Here is a 15,258-nt window from a genome sequence, read left to right on the forward strand (position 1 = left end):
TCAACCACCCGATGGCGGGGCTGTCTTCCCGACCGCCCCGGTCACTTCCCCGAGTCGGGCACAGCCCGCCGGTCCTGCGCCGACGCGTCGGCGCGGTCGAGATGGCGGTGGAGGAAGTCGGTGATGATGCCCATCGTGGTGGCCGAGGACCAGGGCAGCCCGCTGCCCACAAGTCCGAGGAACGCGACATCGCCGTGGTTGGCGCCGTCGAGGACGTAACGGGTGCTGTCCGCCCCGGCGGTGAGCAGCGCCTGGTGCACGTGCTGCGTCTGGGACGGGGAGACCATCACGTCCGCGGTGCCGTGCAGGAGAAGGAAGGGCGGTGCCGAGGCGGTCGCGTAGGTGGCCGGATCCGCGGCACGCACGGCGTCGGGGATGTCCGAGAGCAGTGCACCGGGCTTACCGAGGTAGGCCGAGAAGTGGGTGGGCTCACGCCGGTAGTGGAGCTGGGTCTCCTCGTCGAAGTCGTCGGCGATCGCCGAGAGTTGAGAGCTGCCGAACCCGTCGATCACGGCCTGCACCTGTCCCTGCGGTGACGGGTCGGCGCCCTCGGCGAACTCGGCCAGCCCGTTCGTGGTGCCGGTCAGCGCCGCCACATGACCACCGGCCGACTCCCCCCACACGGCGACCGCGCTCGGGTCGATCCCGAACTCGTCGGCATGCAGGCGCAGATGGGCGACGGCGGCACGGACATCGTGGATGGTGTCCTGATAGGTGGCGCCGTCGGGCGCGACCCGGTATTCGACACTGGCGACGACGAACCCGGACTCGGCGACGTGCCGGCGCAGGTCGAACGCCATGACCTTGTTGCAGCGCAGGAACGCGCCGCCGGGAAGGTAGACGACCAGCGGCAGGGGCTCGTCGGTGGCGGGCCGCATGATGTCGTACTTCAGCTCGCGCGACCCCCCGCCGGGCAGTTCGACGGTCTTGTAGGTGATGTCGTCGCGGGTCTCCACCTCGACGACGCCGAGGGACATCTGCGGATCGGGGTCGATGTCCAGCAGCGTGCTGTCGGCGAGGTCGGGCGGCGAGACGCGGGTGGCGACGGGCAGCGGGATCACCGGCGCGGAAGGCGTGTCAGGCATGGTCTCTCCGATCGTCAAGAACCACCATCAGTGAAGATGAATTCAGTTTCATTTATTGAGAGACGCTTGTCAAACACGAACGCCGAAACGCTCGCCGAAGATGATCGGAAGTGCCCCTCGGAGCCGGTCAGCCGACGGGGGCGGCATCCCCGCCGAACGCCCCGGCCACCACGGGGACCAGCTGCCGCTCGATCCGCTCGGCGGACAGGGTGGCCAGCTCCGAGCCGATGGGCGCCAGGGCGAGCCAGTTCAGCAGGCCGGCCGCACAGCGCGTACGGAAGATCAGCTCCTCCTGGCCGACGCCCGGGATGTTCGGCGTCAGCACCCGCAGGACCTTGCGCCGGCTGAGGTCGAACTTCTCGTTCAGCCGCTCCCACCCCTGGGGCGGCTCGATGCCGACGCGCGCCACGGTCCGCATCACGGCCAGGTCCTCCCCGCCGGCCGCCAGCGCGCGCATCATCGGCCGCGCGAAGGCGGTCGCCACGTCCTGGAGTGTCGGTGCGGCGCCGAGGGAGTCGAGTTCCGCCATCTGCGCGTCCAGATACCGCTCCAGTGCGTGCTCGATCGCCGAGTCGCACAGCGCCTTCAGCGACCCGAAGTGGTAGCTCACCGCGGCGACGTTGGCTCCGGCGCGATCCGTGATCTCGCGGAGGGTCACGCCTTCCTGGCCTCGTTGCGCGAGCAGTTCCAGGGCGGCCGCCTGCAGGCCGTCCCGCGTGCGCTGACCGGCCTCCCGGCGCAGGTCCGTCTTCTTCACCGACATCACGCCATCAACTCAATCAGCCGTTTGAGTTGATTGTCAATCAATCCCCGCCCGCCGCGATCACACCTCCGCAGCCGCGCGGACACAGAAGTCAAACAGTTGCTTGACAGCTCCGTACCGCCATCCATATGGTCAAGCGAGCGTTTGAATTACTAAGAGCGCGAGACAGACCGTCGCCATGCGTCTCGGACCCCGAGAGCCAACCCGAAGGAACACGTCATGAAGCTGCTCAGCCGGAAGTCGATCACCGTCGCGACCGCGATAGCTGTCCTGGGTGGTCTCTCCGTCGCCGCCATGCCGTCACAGGCCGCGAGCTCCGCGCACAAGAACCCGGCGCACCACGGCAGTTCAGCGGCCCCCGCACCCCTCACCGATCGCGAACTGGCGAAGCTGCCGCTCACGGACCGCCACCTGACCAAGCACGAGAAGGCCAATCTCGCGATCGTCCTGCGCGACTACTACGTGGCCGAGGGCAGCCACATCGACGTCCCGACGTTCGTCAACAGCTTCACCAAGGACGGCGTCTTCAACGACATGGTCCCCGGCGTGGCCTACCGGGGAGAGGCGCTCGGCAGCGTGCTGCCCTACATGAAGGGCCTCTTCTCCGACGTCCACCGTGAGCTCAAGCGCATCACCGTGAACGGCGACACCGTCAGCATCGAGCTGTCGATCCAGGGCACGTTCGACGGTCAGCTCCAGGCTCCGACGGGCGGTGTCGTCAAGGGGAAGGGCCAGAAGGTCGACGCGCCCACCGCCGACTTCTGGTACCTGAGGAACGGCAAGGTCACGACGTTCAACTGCTTCGTGGGCTACTCGAAGATGTACTCCGACATGGGCGTCGACTTCGACTGGGCCTCGGCCGTCGACAGGCACTGACCGCTCCTCCCCCGGCGGCCCGGGCGGCCGGCTTCCGACCGGTTCCGCCGCCGTCGTGCCGGGCCGCCCGGCAGACTCGGCCTTCGGGTCCGCGCCGGGCGGCCGTTTGCTGCGGCCGTCATGCGGCTAGGGTGCTGACAGCTCCCGTGGAGGCGTACAGCCACGGTACGGGTGTCCGGGGGACGGTCATGGTCGCCGAAAGGCGAATCGGACACGATGGGGGACGCGCGTTGGATCAGCTGACCGGCCGGCCGGCGACATCGGTGCTGCCCCCGCCGCTGCGCCCGTGGCTCGGGCTGATCGCGGCTCTCGCCGCCCTGGTGGTCGTCGTGCTCGGGGTCGTGTACGCAGGCCACGGCGAGCCCGGGGCGGTGGACAGCTGGATCATCGAGCCGACGGCGGACAGTCTGCGGCCGCCGTGGCGGCACGTCGCCCTCGCCCTGGACTTCCTGGGGGAGCCCGTCGGAGCGGGGACGCTGGTCGCGGTCGCCGTGGCGGGCTGCCTGCTGCTCCGGCGTCCCCGCGCGGCCGTGTTCCTCGTCGCCGGCGCCGCCACGACCGTGGGGACGGCGACGCTGCTGAAGCACCTGGTGGGACGCACTATCCACGGCGCGGACAACCTGTCCTATCCCAGCGGGCACACCGCCTTCCTCACCGCCCTCGCCCTCATGGCGGCGCTTCTGGCCACCCCACCGCTCGGCCTCGGCAGGACGGCCGGCACCTCACTCGTGCTCGCCGCGGCGCTGGCGGCCGGCGCCGCCATGGGGTGGGCACAGGTCGGACTGGGCGCGCACTATCCGACCGACGTCCTCGGCGGCTGGTGCACCGCGCTGGCGATCGTCCCGGCGACCGCGTGGCTGGTCGACCGGACGGCCGACCGGCTGGGCGAGCGGGCGGACCGCCGGACGGCCGATGCCGGTCGGCGATCGCGCCACTGACGTCACCTCACGTCACACCGAGCTGCGGAACACCGGCTTCACCGGTCGCCCGGCAAGCCAGGGGGTGGGGTCGGCGGCGTCCAGCGCCTTCCGGTACACCGCGCATGCCTGGGCCACCACGTCGACGGTGCGGTCGATGTCCGCGTCCTCCAGCGCGCTGCTCACCACGAAGGACGGGGCCAGCACTCCGCCCGCCAGGAGCCGGCGCAGGAACAGGGTGCGGTACTGCTGCGACGGCTGCCCGTTCTCGTCGAGGGTGGCGAAGACCAGATTGCTGGCCCGGCCCCGGACGACGACGTGGTCGCCGACGCCCATGCCGGCCGCCGCCTCGCGGACCCCGGCCGCCAGCCGTTCGCCGAGGGCGTGCAGCCGCGCGGTGACGCCCTCCTCGACGTAGGTGGCCTGCACGGCCATCGCCGCCGCCAGGGCATGCGTTTCCGCACCGTGCGTGGTGGACAGCAGGAACACCCGCTCCCCGGAGTGCCGCAGCCCGCCCCACTCCATCAGGTCCCGGCGCCCGGCCAGGGCGGAGACGGCGAACCCGTTGCCCAGCGCCTTGCCGAACGTGGAGAGGTCGGGGACCACGCCGTACAGACCCTGGGCGCCCGCCTCGGACCAGCGGAAGCCGGTGATCATCTCGTCGAAGATCAGTACGCAGCCGTACCGGTCGGCCAGCTCGCGCAGGCCGGCGAGGTATCCGGGCGGTGGCTCGGTGTGAGCGGCGGGTTCGAGGATCAGACAGGCGATCTCGTCCTGGTACCGGCTGAGCAGAGCCTCCGTGGCGGCCAGGTCCCCGTAGGGGAACGCCACGGTGAGATCCGTCGTCGCCGCCGGGATGCCCGCCGACATCGGCGTGGTGCCGATGAACCAGTCGTCCACCGAGAAGAACGGGTGGTCGCCGCAGATGGCCACCCGCAGGCGCCCTGTGACCGCGCGGGCGAGTCGAATCGCCGCGGTGGTGGCGTCGGAGCCGTTCTTCGCGAACTTCACCATCTCGGCCGTCGGCACCGTCTCCAGGAAGCGTTCCGCGGCCTCGACCTCCACGATGGACGGCCGGACGAAGTTGCTGCCCCGGTCGAGTTCCCGGCGCACCGCCTCGACCACGCGCGGGTGGGCGTGACCGAGGCTGACCGACCGCAGGCCGGAGCCGTACTCGATGTAGCGATTGCCGTCGACGTCCCACACGTGGGCACCGCTGCCGTGGCTGATGACCGGGGCCAGGTTCTCGGGGTACTGGTCGTCGCCCTTGGCATAGGTGTGCGCACCCCCGGGGATCATGGCGTGCAGCCGCTCGTTGGCTGTCCGCGACAGGGGCAGGTCGAGCACTTCGGTGTCCACGAGGACCTCAGCTTTCTCTGTGCTTCAGGACCTCGGCGAGGCTCGGCGCCTCTCGGTCCCGCTGGGACATCAGTGCAACCGGCAGCGGCCAGGGAATGGCCAGTTCCGGGTCGTCGTGGGCGATGGTCACGTCCTCGGCCGGATCGTGCGGGCGGTCGATCCGGTACGTGGTGTCGGCGGTGTCGGTCAGTGCCTGAAAACCGTGCGCGCATCCCGCGGGAATGTAAAGAGTTGGCTGTGATTCTCCTGTGAGTTCAAAGGAAATCCAATGGCGGTAGGTCGGGGAATCGGGCCGCAGGTCCACGACGACGTCGAAGATCCGCCCGTACGAGCACCGCACCAACTTGGCCTCGCCGGCGCCGGATCGCAGGTGCAGACCGCGCACCACGCCCCGGACCGAACGGGACACGCTGTCCTGGACGAAGGCGTGCGGGTCGAGGCCCACCGAACGGACCACGTCGGCGTCGAAGGTGCGGCAGAAGAAGCCGCGTTCGTCGGCGTACGGCGTCGGCTCGAACAGGAACGCGCCCGCTATCTCCGGGACTTCGGTCGCTTTCATGGAGACTCCTGCCGAGCGTGGGCGTGGGTGCGGTCGGCCGCAGGGAACAGGGCGGCGGTCAACGCTGCGAACTGGCGGTCGAGTTGGTGGGCGGCGTCCCGGTTCCGCTCGACGAGCGTCTGCCGCAGCTCGGGCGATCGCTTCTCCAGCGCCCGGAATTGCTCCAGCAACCGGTCGGCGTCGACCTCGCGGGCCGGGTGGCAGAACGCGCCGAGACCCATCGAGTCCATGAGCGCGTCACTCTTCGCCGCGTAGCTGAGAGCGAGGACCGGCGTTCCGGTCTTCAGCGCGCAGATCAGGTTGTGGTACCGGACCGCCACGACGGTGTCGGCGGCCGTCATCTCCTTCATCAGGTCGGCCAGGGACGCCGGTTCGGCGGCGGTGACCAGCGGTGAGTCCACCGCGTCGAGGATCGCGGCGACCACCGCGTCGTCGCACCGGTCGCCGGTGAGCAGCCGGATCGGTCTGCCCTCCTCGACCAGCGTGCGGACGAACCGGATGGTCCCGTCGAGATAGCGCCGGTGGATCTCCTCGGCGCGGGCGCGGTCGTCGTTGCCGCCGTGGAAGTCCATGACGCCGACGCAGACCGTGCCCGGCGCGTCCGAGGGTGCGTTCGCGGGCGGTGCCGGCAGGGAGAAGGCGAGGTCCGGGTAGACCTCGTCGCGCGCGGTGTCCACCCCCATCGCCCGCATCGCGTCCCGGGACTGGGCATCCCGGTAGGACCGGTAGGCGGCCAGACGGCCCGACCAGCGGACCAGAGCGCGGGTGGGCCGGTTGCGGATCTCGGCGGCGCCGACGCTGACCAGCGCGACCCGGGTGCCGAGCAGCCGGCCGCTCGCGCAGAGCAGGAACAGGGAGTACGGGAAGCCCCAGGGCCGGAGCGGCAGAGTGGCTTCCAGCACGCCCATGCCCGGCACGATCACCACGTCGTGGCGGCGTACCCAGGCGGCGGTGCGGAAGACGTCGACGAGTTTGCCGAGCCCCTTCGACGCGATCGCGCCGACACGTGAGGCGGTCCGGTACTCGGCGCGGTTCCAGTGCAGTCGCGTGGCGGGGATCCCGAACCGGGCCGTCACGACCTCGGGTCCGCCGCACAGCGCGTCCACGGCCGCGTCCGGGTGGTCCCTGCGGAGGTATCCGAGGACGGCTTCGAGCGACCCGTCGTTGCCGAGGTTGCCGGAGCCGAGCAGGCCGAACAGGCCCACGCGCACCGGCCCTTGGCGCGCGGAGGTCATGCGCGCCTCCCTTCGCGGCCGGCGACGAGGGCGTCCACGGAGACCGTGAGCTGGGCCGGGTCGACCGGGGCGCGGTCCTCGACCCGCTCGCCGGCGCCCGGCCGGACCCGGCTGGTCATCCACGCGGCCAGGTGGCCGTAGCAGGCACGCCGGTCGGCCGGGGACAGCGGTGCCCGCCGGATCGCGGAGACGAAGCCCCAGACGTACTCGGCGAGCAGCCTGGGCGTCGGGTGCAGCAGACCTGCCCGGCGCGGGTCCAGGTTGACGCACCGGGAACGCTTGGACGGGTTGGCCCGCTCGGCGCGGGTGGGGTGGTCGCGGCGGAAGTAGAGCAGTTCCGGCACCTGGTGGAAGCGTCCGTGCAGGGTGATCTCGGCGACGTACGTACGGTCGGCGTGGTGGTAGCTGTCCATCGGTTTCACCCGGCGCAGCACGTCGGTCCGCATCACTCCGTAGAAGTCGTCGCCGCCCGGCTCGAACAGCAGGCTGCGGAAGCGCTCCGGGGCGTGCGGCGAGCCGGTGGCGAGCGTGTACTCGTAGGGCACCGTCACCTGGCCGTCGCCGTCGATGACCGCCTGGTCGGTGTGCGCGAGGATGACGTCCGGCCGCTCGTCCAGTGCTTCCACGCAGCGCGTCAGCAGGTCGCGGCCGTAGAGGTCGTCGTGCGAGGCCCACTTGAAGAGCTCGCCGCGGGACTCGGCGAGCACACGGTTGTGGTTCGGGGTGGCGCCGATGTTGCGGGGCAGCCGGAGGTAGCGGATGCGGGAGTCCTGGGCGGCGTACTTGCGGCAGATGTCCTCGGTGCCGTCGGTCGAGGCGTTGTCGGAGACGACCAGTTCGAAGTCCTCGTAGGTCTGGCCGAGCAGCGCGTCGAACGACTCGGCCAGGTACTCCTCGCCGTTGTAGACGGGCAGGCCGATGCTCAGCCTGGGTCGGTCGGTCATGAGGTCCTCACTTCGGGGATGGGTTCGCGGTGGCGCTCGCGCAGGGCGGAGCGCAGTTGCAGCCACCACACGGCCGAACCGCTGATGGTCGCGGCGGCGACGCCCCAGGCCGAGCCGGACGTACCGCCGAGGGCCGCGCCACCGAGTCCGCCGCCGACGTAGCAGGCGGAGGCGAACAGCTGGCAGCGCAGGCTGCGGCGGGCCGCGCCGAGCGCGCGCAGTCCGGCCGCCGCGCCGGTACCGAGACCCGCGCCCGCGACGCTGAGGGTGATCTGCACGATGAGATGCGAGGAGGAGTGCCAGACGTCGCCGAGCGCCAACTCGCCCAGCCGGCCGGGCATCAGCAGCAGCGCCGAGCCCCACAGCAGCGCGCCGGTGGCCTGGCCGCCGCCGAGCAGGAGGCAGAACCTGCCCAGTCGATGCGGGGCCTGCCGCAGCACGCGTGCCGCCTCGGGGACGGTGACCAGCGACAGCCCCATGAGTACGGCGAGGAAGGGGCCCATCAGGAGCTCGGCACCCCGGATCGCGCCCACCGCGCTCACCCCGACGATCGCGCCGAGCCCGTACGCCCGCACCTGACTTGCGCCGCTGAGGCTGACGTTCTCGACCAGGTACCGGTAGCCGAGATCGCGCTGCTCGCGGAGCCAGCCGCGTGCTTCGGCCGGCCGGGGCCGGATGCCGGACTGGAGGTAGCCGTACGCCGCGGCCACCGTGGCGGACGCGCCCCAGGCGAGCACGAAGGCGGCCACGGTGTCCACGTGGGCCGCCACCACCATGGCCGGGACGAGCGCCACGCCCCACACGACGTCGTTGACGAACGCCTTGCGCCCGGCGCCGGCGGCGAAGAACGAGAACCGCCAGGCGTCCTGGAGCAGCAGTCCCGGCAGCATGACGCCGAGGGCCACGAACGCGGGCCCCACCCGGCCGCCGAGGCCGAACCCGGCCGCCAGGCACACCACGCCGAGGGCCGCGCCGACGCCGAGCGCGGTCCCCGTCGACCGGGCCACCGCCCCGCGCCAGGACGCCTGCGGCACGCCGCTGAAACGCACCACGAGCGGGTCGGTGGCAAGGCCCCGGGAGACGTTGAGGACCACGCCGTAGGTCACCCAGGCGAGGCTGAACACGCCGAACGCGGTCACCCCGAGCGAGCGGGCCACGTAGATGCCCACGGCGAAGTTGCTGATGCTGGAGGCCGCCTGGTCGGCCAGTCCCCAGGACAGCCGGCCGACCAGGGCCCGCCTGGCGGACCCGGCCGGTGCTGTCGTCTTCTCCCCCGGGCCGGTCATGGACGTCATTCCTTGACCAGGTCGGCACCGCGCAGGGCGTCGGCCGCGGCGGCGACGGTGTCGAACGGCAGTCCGGACCGCTCGGCGACATCCAGCAGGCTGTGCTCGCCGTCGGAGAGGTTGAGCACCCAGAGCATGGCCATCTGGGCCTGCTTGGTGTCGCTGCGGCCCCCCAGCGCGTCGTACAACCCGCGCCGGCCCAGCTGCGGTTCGCCGTAGGGACTGAGGTTCACGTACCGCCGGTTGCGGTCGAGGACGGCGAACGCCTCGCGGCAGACGGCGAGGGTGTCCGCCATGGCCGCCGGGGAGACGAAGTCGGGGTTGTCCGCCGAGGTGTGGTACTCGGGGTAGCCGGCGTACGGGGTGCGGGTGAGGGAGCCCACGCCCAGATTGAAGCCGGGCGAGCAGTACTGCCGCTCGTCGTAGCCGTACGGGGTGAACTCGGTGATGTGATGCGGGCGTTGGGACGCGGCCAGCACGTGCCGCAGCACCCGGTCGATCTCCGCGTCTCCGCGCCTGCTCCGCTTGTACGTCAGCTGTCCGCGGTCCCCCGCACAGGCCAGCACGAGGCCGTGCTTGACCCGTTCCACCCGCTCCGCGTTGCGGGCCAGCCAGGTGATCGCCCCGATGGTGCCGGGCGCGTAGATGAACCGGTAGGTGTAGTACGGCGTTTCACGCGCCAGCTCCCGGGCGAGGAACGTCGCCACCGCGATGCCCGCGAGGTTGTCGTTGGCCAGCGACGGGTGACAGGTGTGGCAGGAGACGATCACCTCGTCGGCCACCTGGCCGGGGACCACGTACTCGGCGTAGGTGAGGTGGCCGTCCGCGAGGGTGGAGTCGATCCGCACCTCGTAGTCGCCGTCGGGCAGCCCGTCCAGGGTCTCCTGCGCCAGGCAGAAACCCCACTCCGGCTTGTAGTAACTCGTGCGGTACGGCACCCAGTTCGGGTGGTCCGGCAGGGTGTGCAGGTGTGCGCGCAGCTCGGTGAGCGGCATGGTCGCCGACACGGGCACGCTGTAGCCGAGCACGTGCAGGCTCGACTCGGCGAAGTCGACGACCCGTCGGCCCGTGCTGTCGGCGATGTAGGCGTCCCGGATGTTCCACTCCTGCGGCACGGTCCAGTCGAGCACCTGCGTCCCGGTCGGCACTTCGTGCACCTGCAGCGGGATGTATTCGCCGACGATGTCCAGGGTGGCGCGCACGCCGTCGCCGGTGATGCTCCGGCAGAGCGGGTACAGCCGCTCCACCAGCCCGTGCATTTCCTCGCCGAGCTCGGTCATCGGCGCCACCGCAGGGTGTCGTCGACGGTGCCGGCCTCGGAGGCCGCCTTGAGCACGGCGAGGCGGGTGAAGCGCTGCTCGAAGTCCTCCCGGGTCAGGTCGAACTTCCGGTAGGCGTCGGCGAGTTCGAGGGCACCCTGCTTCACCGTCCACTCGCAGTCGAAGTCGGGGATCGCGGTGCGGAAGCGGGAGAAGTCCACGCGGTAGGACCGCGGGTCGGCGCCGTTCTCCCCGGTGATGACGACCTTCGCTCCGGACACCGCCTCGGCGACCTGCTCGGCGATCTCGGCGACGGTGACGTTGTTGATCTCGCTGCCGATGTTGAAGGCCCGGTCGTGGACCGCCTCGCGCGGCGCGCTGAGCGCGGCCGTGAAGGCGCGCGCGATGTCGGCGGCGTGCACCAGCGGGCGCCAGGGGGTGCCGTCGGAGAGGACCAGCACCTCGCCGGACAGGAGCGCGTGGCCGACGAGGTTGTTGAGCACGATGTCGGCGCGCAGCCGGGGCGAGTAGCCGAAGGCGGTGGCGTTGCGCATGAACACCGGGGTGAAGTCGTCGTCGGCGAGCGCGTGCACGTCGTCCTCGACCCGCACCTTCGACTCCGCGTAGGGCGTCACGGGCCGCAGCGGGGCGTCCTCGGTCACCAGGTCGTCGCCGCCGGAGGCGCCGTAGACGGAGCAGGTCGACGCGTACAGGAAGCGCCCGACTCCCGCGTCGCGGGCCAGTTTCGCCAGTCGTACGGACGCGTGGTGGTTGATGTCGTAGGTGAGTTCCGGGGCCAGCGAGCCGAGCGGGTCGTTGGAGAGCGCGGCCAGGTGGATCACGGCGTCGAACCCGGCCACGTGCTCGGCGGTGAGGTCGCGCAGGTCCACCCGCACCCCGGGCGGGTCGGCGGGCCGCGGGCCGAGGACGGAGTCGGCGAAGAGGCCGGAGTCGAGGCCGACGACCTCGTGTCCGGCGGCGGTGAGGACGGGTGCCATCACGGTGCCCAGATATCCCTGGTGTCCGGTCAGTAGTACGCGCAAGGTGTTCAACCCCCCAGGTTGAGCGTGAGTTTGGTGACGGCGAAGGCCTCGGCGTAGCGCGCGTGGCATTCGATTCCGCGGATCCGGGCGAGGCCGAGGAAGGCCTCCCGGTCGTACCAGGGCCGGTGCCGCTGCGAGGGGTAGTGCTCCTGCAGCAGCCGTACCTTCTCTTCGGCGGTCCCGGTCTCCAGCGGCTGGTAGGCGGCCGGCCGGCCGAGGTCGCCGTCCCACTTGACGATCTCGTAGCCGAGCACGAGGTGGTCGCGGAACGCGGTGGTCATCAGCTGCGCCAGGCCGCGGTGGTCCTGGTGGGCGTCGTCGGTGCGCGGCGCGAGGACCAGCTCGGGCTCGATCTGCGCGCGCAGCTCCTCGACCGCCGCCTTGGCCTCCTCCCAGTGCGCGGGCAGCCGTCCGTCCGGCAGCTTGTGCACGGTCAGCCGCAGGTCGGCGCCCGGGCAGAAGGCGGTGAGCGCGGCCTGTTCCTCCTGCTCGCGCTCGCTGCCGCCGCCGGAGAGCACCAGCGCGTCGACCCTGATGCCGGGCCGCGCCCGGCACAGGGTCAGCAGGGTGCCGCCGGCGCCGATGGCGATGTCGTCGCAGTGCGCGCCCACCGCCACGATCCGGTCGAGCCGGCCGGCTCCGAGCCTGATCACGCACGCACCCCCGCGCTGTCCCGCTCCCACACGGCCCACGGACGGTCGCCCCGCGCGTAGGCCTCGTCGAGCGCGGCCCGCTCCTTCACGGTGTCGGTCGGCTTCCAGAAGCCGCGGTGCTGATGCGCCACCAGCCGCCCCTGCTTGGCGAGTTGGGCGCATCCGTCGGCGACCAGGTCGCCGTTCTCCGGTATGTGGTCGAAGACCTCCTGGCGGAGCACGAAGTAGCCGCCGTTCTCCCACAGCGGCATGTCGCTCACCGCGGTGATGCCACCCACCAGGCCGTCCTCGCCCAACTCCACGCAGTGGAAGGAGGACTGGGGCGGCACGACCATCATCGACGCCCCGGCGTCGCGCGCGGCGAACCGGTCGATCATCTCCGGCAGCGGGGCGTCGGTGAGCACGTCGGCGTAGTTGGCGAGGAACATCTCGTCGCCGTCCAGGTGGTGGCGCACCCGGCGCAGCCGCTCCCCGATGGGCGACTCGATGCCGGTCTGGGCGAAGGTGATCGTCCAGTCGGCGATGTCGGTGGAGAGCAACTCGGTCTGCCCGCCACGCAGTACGAAGTCGTTGGAGGCGGTCTCCTCGTAGTTGAGGAAGAAGTTCTTGATGTGATGGGCGCCGTAGCCGAGGCACAGGATGAACTCCTTGTGCCCGAAGTGCGCGTAATACCGCATGACATGCCAGATCAGCGGTCTCGGCCCGACCATCGCCATGGGCTTGGGTACGTCGTCGGAGGTTCCGTTGCGCATGCGCATCCCGTAACCGCCGCAGAACAGGACGACCTTCATGCTGTGACCTCTTTCGACTGCGCCGCCTCGACGATGCTCAGTTCCGGGATGGGAAAGACGAGCCGGCCGCCCCACTCGTGCACGTAGGACAGCTGCTCGACCAGTTCGGCCCGCAGGTTCCACGGGAGGACGAGGACGTAGTCCGGCTTGTCGGCCGCTATCCGCTCGGGCGGCAGGATCGGGATGCGGGTGCCGGGGGTGAACCGGCCGTGCTTGTACGGGTTGCGGTCGACCGTGTACGCGAGCAGATCGGGGCGGATGCCGCAGTGGTTGAGCAGGGTGTTGCCCTTGCCCGGGGCGCCGTAGCCGACTACCGTCTCGCCGCGCTCGGCCGCGTCGATGAGGAACCGCAGCAGGTCCCGGCGCACCTTGGCGACCCGGGCGGAGAACTCGGTGTACCCGGCCAACTCCTGGAGCCCGGCGGCCTTTTCGCGCGCCAGTACGTCGGCCACTCGCTGCGAGGGCTCCCCCGCGACCTCGGCCGGCCGGGCCCACAGCCGGATGGAGCCGCCGTGCGTGGGCAGCAACTCGACGTCCACGAGGGCGAGTCCACCGCTGGCGAGGGCCCGGATCGCGGCGGCGACCGTGTAGTACTGGAAGTGCTCGTGGTAGATCGTGTCGTACTGGTTCTCCTCGATCAGGGTCAGCAGGTGCTGCACCTCGATGGAGACCCAGCCGTCGTCGGCGACCAGGGCGCGGAGCCCCTGGGTGAACCCGACGACGTCGGGGATGTGCGCGTACACGTTGTTGGCGACGACCAGGTCCGCCGGGCCGTGCTCGGCGCGGACCGCGGAGCCTGTGTCGGGGCTCAGGAAGTCCGTGAACGTGGGCACACCCGCCTCCCGTGCGGCGGCGCCGACGTTCACCGAGGGCTCGATGCCCAGGCAGCGGATCCCCCGGTCCACCACGTGCCGCAGCAGGTATCCGTCGTTGCTCGCGACCTCGACCACGAAGGCGTCGGTGCCGAGGCCGAGGCGGTCCACCGCGCCGTCGACGAAGGTGCGCGCGTGCTCCACCCAGGAGGTCGAGTACGAGGAGAAGTACGCGTACTCCTTGAACGTTTCCTCCGGCGTGATCAGCGGCGGTATCTGCGCCAGCCAGCAGTCGGTGCACACCCGCAGATGAAGCGGGTACGCCGGTTCCGGCAGGTCCAGTTGATCGGCGGCGAGAAAGCTCTCGCACGGCGGTGTCGCCCCGAGGTCGACGACGCTCGCCATCGCTTCCGAGCCGCAGAGTCGGCATCGTGTCATGTGCTGTCCCCATCCCCCCTGCCCGCGTGGGTGTTCCCACCGGGAGCCAGTGCTGACCGTCCCGCGATCGCGGTGCGGTACTCCTCCAGCAGGCGCTCCAGGCCGACGGCCGGGCTGAATCCCTGCTCGTAGCGGCGCCGGGCCGCCTCACCCATCTCCCGGTTGCGGACCGGGTCGGCGGCGATCCGGCGGATGCCGGACGCGAGCGAGGCAGCGTCGCCCGGCTCGTGCAGCAGCCCGGTGACGCCGTCCTCGACGAGTTCGACGAAGGCGCCGTGCCCGGCGGCGACGGTGGGCACACCGGCCGCCATCGCCTCCACGACCACCAGGCCGAACGCCTCCAGCCAGGTCGAGGGCGCGATCACGGCGACCGACCGCGCGATGGCCTTGCGGCACTCCGCCGGGTCCAGCAGGCCGACGTAGCGCACGTCGTCCCGGCCGGCCGCCCAGGCGGTGACCTCTTTCTCCAGCGGCCCGGTGCCGGCGATCGCGAGCGGCACGCCCACCCCGCCGTCCGCCGCGAGCTCGTCCCAAGCGGCCATGAGCAGCCGTACGCCCTTGGCCTCCGCGAGCCGGCCGAGATAGAGCACCTGCTCGCCCCCGCCCTCCCGCCGTATGTCGGGTTCGGGGACGAAGTTGTGCTTCACCGCCAGGCGTTCGGCCGGCATGCCGGAACTCACCAGGACGTCACGCTGCGCGGCGGAGATGCACAGGAAGCGCTCCACGCCGGTCCACCAGCGCTTCCGGTTGACCGACAGGCTGACCGCGAGCGGCACGGTCGCGACGCTGGAGTTGCGGTAGCAGCCGTGCCGGACGGCGGGCAGCGGTGTCGAGCCGACGCACTCCGTGCACGGGTGGCCGTCCCGCTGGAGGGTGCCGGGCGGGCAGACCTGGGTGTAGTTGTGCAGCGTGGCGACGGCGGGCACTCCGGCGTCGGCGCACGCGGCGAGGACCGCGGGCGACAGGAGCGGGAACACGTTGTGGACGTGCACCACGTCCGGACGCTCGGCGCGCAGTCTGGCGGCCAGCTCCGTGCGTACGGCCGGGTTCCACGGCACCAGGAGCGGCACCGCGACCTTGCCGAGGAGGGAGCGGGCGCCGATGTCGTCGCTGCGCCGCTCGAACAGCTCGACCCGGTGGCCGGCCGCGCGCAGCAGCTCCACCTCCTGGTCGACGACCTTGTTCTCCCCGCTCGGCTGCGCCGAGTTGTAGCGGTTGTGCACCACGAGGACGTGCAT

General features: G+C 71.2%; 15 protein-coding genes. 2 read left to right on the top strand and 13 right to left on the bottom strand.

Annotation, left to right across the window (positions count from 1 at the left end; genetic code table 11):
- Positions 1-41 precede the first annotated feature (41 nt).
- Both ACIQI8_RS04485 and ACIQI8_RS04490 read right to left on the bottom strand, forming a co-directional pair.
- The gene (locus ACIQI8_RS04485; protein WP_402344846.1) at positions 42-1,085 is read right to left on the bottom strand and encodes an alpha/beta hydrolase fold domain-containing protein; all 1,044 of its coding nucleotides are present in this window, start codon (positions 1,083-1,085) and stop codon (positions 42-44) included.
- Positions 1,086-1,212: 127 nt separating this feature from the next.
- Entirely contained in the window at positions 1,213-1,848 is a 636-nt protein-coding gene (locus ACIQI8_RS04490; RefSeq protein ID WP_402344848.1) for a TetR/AcrR family transcriptional regulator, read from the bottom strand.
- A 219-nt stretch (positions 1,849-2,067) separates the two neighbouring features.
- Between ACIQI8_RS04490 and ACIQI8_RS04495 the strand changes: the two genes are divergently transcribed.
- On the top strand, positions 2,068-2,724 hold the full coding sequence (locus ACIQI8_RS04495; RefSeq protein WP_402344850.1) for a nuclear transport factor 2 family protein: 657 nt from the start codon (positions 2,068-2,070) through the stop codon (positions 2,722-2,724).
- A 239-nt stretch (positions 2,725-2,963) separates the two neighbouring features.
- Complete coding sequence (locus tag ACIQI8_RS04500; RefSeq protein WP_402346676.1) at positions 2,964-3,662, top strand: phosphatase PAP2 family protein; 699 nt, start codon at positions 2,964-2,966, stop codon at positions 3,660-3,662.
- Between the two features lie 12 nt (positions 3,663-3,674).
- Here ACIQI8_RS04500 and ACIQI8_RS04505 read toward each other — a convergent pair whose 3' ends face one another.
- The 11 genes from ACIQI8_RS04505 to ACIQI8_RS04555 are packed head-to-tail and all read right to left on the bottom strand — an operon-like array spanning position 3,675 to position 15,258.
- Positions 3,675-5,000 carry a glutamate-1-semialdehyde 2,1-aminomutase gene (locus tag ACIQI8_RS04505; protein ID WP_402344852.1) on the bottom strand — a complete coding sequence of 442 codons (1,326 nt, stop codon included), beginning with the start codon at positions 4,998-5,000 and terminating at the stop codon, positions 3,675-3,677.
- 7 nt (positions 5,001-5,007) lie between these two features.
- Positions 5,008-5,559 (bottom strand): dTDP-4-dehydrorhamnose 3,5-epimerase, encoded by a 552-nt coding sequence (gene rfbC, locus ACIQI8_RS04510; protein ID WP_402344854.1) that lies wholly within the window; start codon positions 5,557-5,559, stop codon positions 5,008-5,010.
- Entirely contained in the window at positions 5,556-6,794 is a 1,239-nt protein-coding gene (locus ACIQI8_RS04515; RefSeq protein WP_402344855.1) for a polysaccharide pyruvyl transferase family protein, read from the bottom strand. The genes rfbC and ACIQI8_RS04515 overlap by 4 nt, the downstream gene beginning before the upstream one ends.
- Complete coding sequence (locus tag ACIQI8_RS04520; protein WP_402344856.1) at positions 6,791-7,738, bottom strand: glycosyltransferase family 2 protein; 948 nt, start codon at positions 7,736-7,738, stop codon at positions 6,791-6,793. Before ACIQI8_RS04520 ends, ACIQI8_RS04515 begins: the two co-directional genes overlap by 4 nt.
- Positions 7,735-9,033, bottom strand: coding sequence for a hypothetical protein (locus ACIQI8_RS04525; protein WP_402344858.1), 1,299 nt, complete (start codon positions 9,031-9,033; stop codon positions 7,735-7,737). Before ACIQI8_RS04525 ends, ACIQI8_RS04520 begins: the two co-directional genes overlap by 4 nt.
- Complete coding sequence (locus ACIQI8_RS04530; RefSeq protein WP_402344860.1) at positions 9,030-10,313, bottom strand: DUF4910 domain-containing protein; 1,284 nt, start codon at positions 10,311-10,313, stop codon at positions 9,030-9,032. Before ACIQI8_RS04530 ends, ACIQI8_RS04525 begins: the two co-directional genes overlap by 4 nt.
- Positions 10,301-11,326: an NAD-dependent epimerase/dehydratase family protein gene (locus ACIQI8_RS04535; protein ID WP_402346678.1), complete on the bottom strand. Its 1,026-nt coding sequence runs from the start codon at positions 11,324-11,326 to the stop codon at positions 10,301-10,303. The genes ACIQI8_RS04530 and ACIQI8_RS04535 overlap by 13 nt, the downstream gene beginning before the upstream one ends.
- Positions 11,327-11,331: 5 nt before the next feature.
- A complete protein-coding gene (locus tag ACIQI8_RS04540; protein WP_402344862.1) occupies positions 11,332-11,979 on the bottom strand; it encodes a PIG-L deacetylase family protein in 648 nt (215 codons plus the stop codon).
- Complete coding sequence (locus ACIQI8_RS04545) at positions 11,976-12,770, bottom strand: sugar phosphate nucleotidyltransferase (RefSeq protein WP_402344863.1); 795 nt, start codon at positions 12,768-12,770, stop codon at positions 11,976-11,978. Before ACIQI8_RS04545 ends, ACIQI8_RS04540 begins: the two co-directional genes overlap by 4 nt.
- A complete protein-coding gene (locus ACIQI8_RS04550) occupies positions 12,767-14,020 on the bottom strand; it encodes a class I SAM-dependent methyltransferase (RefSeq protein ID WP_402344865.1) in 1,254 nt (417 codons plus the stop codon). The genes ACIQI8_RS04545 and ACIQI8_RS04550 overlap by 4 nt, the downstream gene beginning before the upstream one ends.
- On the bottom strand, positions 14,017-15,258 hold the full coding sequence (locus ACIQI8_RS04555) for a glycosyltransferase family 4 protein (RefSeq protein WP_402344867.1): 1,242 nt from the start codon (positions 15,256-15,258) through the stop codon (positions 14,017-14,019). Before ACIQI8_RS04555 ends, ACIQI8_RS04550 begins: the two co-directional genes overlap by 4 nt.

This window comes from Streptomyces sp. NPDC092369 (assembly GCF_044755245.1).
In the GTDB taxonomy this organism is placed as follows: domain Bacteria; phylum Actinomycetota; class Actinomycetes; order Streptomycetales; family Streptomycetaceae; genus Streptomyces.

Excerpts from the sequence above, each read along its gene's own strand:
- ACIQI8_RS04520 (WP_402344856.1), bottom strand. The coding sequence starts at position 7,738 with ATGACCGACCGACCCAGGCTGAGCATCGGCCTGCCCGTCTACAACGGC.
- ACIQI8_RS04555 (WP_402344867.1), bottom strand. The coding sequence starts at position 15,258 with ATGCACGTCCTCGTGGTGCACAACCGCTACAACTCGGCGCAGCCGAGC.
- ACIQI8_RS04525 (WP_402344858.1), bottom strand. The coding sequence starts at position 9,033 with ATGACGTCCATGACCGGCCCGGGGGAGAAGACGACAGCACCGGCCGGG.
- ACIQI8_RS04550 (WP_402344865.1), bottom strand. The coding sequence starts at position 14,020 with ATGACACGATGCCGACTCTGCGGCTCGGAAGCGATGGCGAGCGTCGTC.
- rfbC (WP_402344854.1), bottom strand. The coding sequence starts at position 5,559 with ATGAAAGCGACCGAAGTCCCGGAGATAGCGGGCGCGTTCCTGTTCGAG.
- ACIQI8_RS04515 (WP_402344855.1), bottom strand. The coding sequence starts at position 6,794 with ATGACCTCCGCGCGCCAAGGGCCGGTGCGCGTGGGCCTGTTCGGCCTG.
- ACIQI8_RS04485 (WP_402344846.1), bottom strand. The coding sequence starts at position 1,085 with ATGCCTGACACGCCTTCCGCGCCGGTGATCCCGCTGCCCGTCGCCACC.
- ACIQI8_RS04545 (WP_402344863.1), bottom strand. The coding sequence starts at position 12,770 with ATGAAGGTCGTCCTGTTCTGCGGCGGTTACGGGATGCGCATGCGCAAC.
- ACIQI8_RS04495 (WP_402344850.1), top strand. The coding sequence starts at position 2,068 with ATGAAGCTGCTCAGCCGGAAGTCGATCACCGTCGCGACCGCGATAGCT.
- ACIQI8_RS04490 (WP_402344848.1), bottom strand. The coding sequence starts at position 1,848 with ATGTCGGTGAAGAAGACGGACCTGCGCCGGGAGGCCGGTCAGCGCACG.